Below are 899 nucleotides of genomic sequence, written 5' to 3'. Positions count from 1 at the left end.
TGGCCCTAGAATAATATATGGCTTAGTTTTCGACAGCAGCAGCACCACGCAAAAGACCTGTTCTGCGGGCGGCAATAAGACCGACCTTTTGACCAGGAGCAGATTGACGAGGAACAGTGGTAGAATGACCAACGTGTTGATGGTTACCACCACCATGAGGGTGATCAACAGGATTCATAGCGACACCACGAGTACGAGGCCAGCAGTTGCGTTTGACACGGTACTTGTGGAATGCACGGACAGCCTTGAGCAAAGGCTTGTCAATACGACCACCACCAGCAACAACACCAACGACAGCTCTGTTAGTGGAGGAAATGACCTTCTTGGCTCCAGAGGGCAGTTTTACTCTGGATTTCTTGGTCTCTGGGTTATGCGAGATCACGGTGGCATAGTTTCCAGAAGCGCGAGCCAGCTTTCCACGATCACCAGGCTTCTCCTCCAGAGAGCAGATGATGGTACCCTCGGGCATGGCACCAACGGGCAACACATTACCAATATTCAGCTGAGCTTTCTTGCCACAGAAGATGAACTGGCTCTGTGTCTTGCCTTGATGCTGTTGAGCGGTTCTGCCCTGAAATGCAACAACTGTGTTCCACGTTCCGGCGGCAAATGCACCAACACTGTCGAAGTTTGTGGCTATAAGAAAGATGCCTGTGTTTCTGCTCGATTCACCATCTACCCCTTTAACTACTTCAGGAGATGCATCGCTATGTCAGACTGCCGTATTCTACAAAGCACGTCTGGGATTGTGGCCCAATGCTGTCAGAGTGACCTCTGCAATTAGAACAGCGACGGACCATGAACATGCTTGATCTAAAAGATTCTTGATCATTCTTTCTTCTCTCCTGTAAATTCTTAATTGTATTTTTTACCAACATCAATAATATGTTCAATTCTAG

Annotated in this window: 1 protein-coding gene; it reads right to left on the bottom strand. The window is 48.2% G+C overall.

Annotated features, from left to right (window positions below; genetic code table 11):
* Nucleotides 1–22: 22 nt before the first annotated feature.
* On the bottom strand, nt 23–487 hold the full coding sequence (locus GFJ41_RS20895) for a large ribosomal subunit protein uL2 (RefSeq protein ID WP_500048754.1): 465 nt from the start codon (nt 485–487) through the stop codon (nt 23–25).
* Nucleotides 488–899: the final 412 nt, after the last annotated feature.

This window comes from Paraclostridium dentum (assembly GCF_012922555.1).
GTDB classification, from domain to species: domain Bacteria; phylum Bacillota; class Clostridia; order Peptostreptococcales; family Peptostreptococcaceae; genus Paraclostridium; species Paraclostridium dentum.
This window is presented reverse-complemented; position numbering and strand designations above follow the sequence as displayed.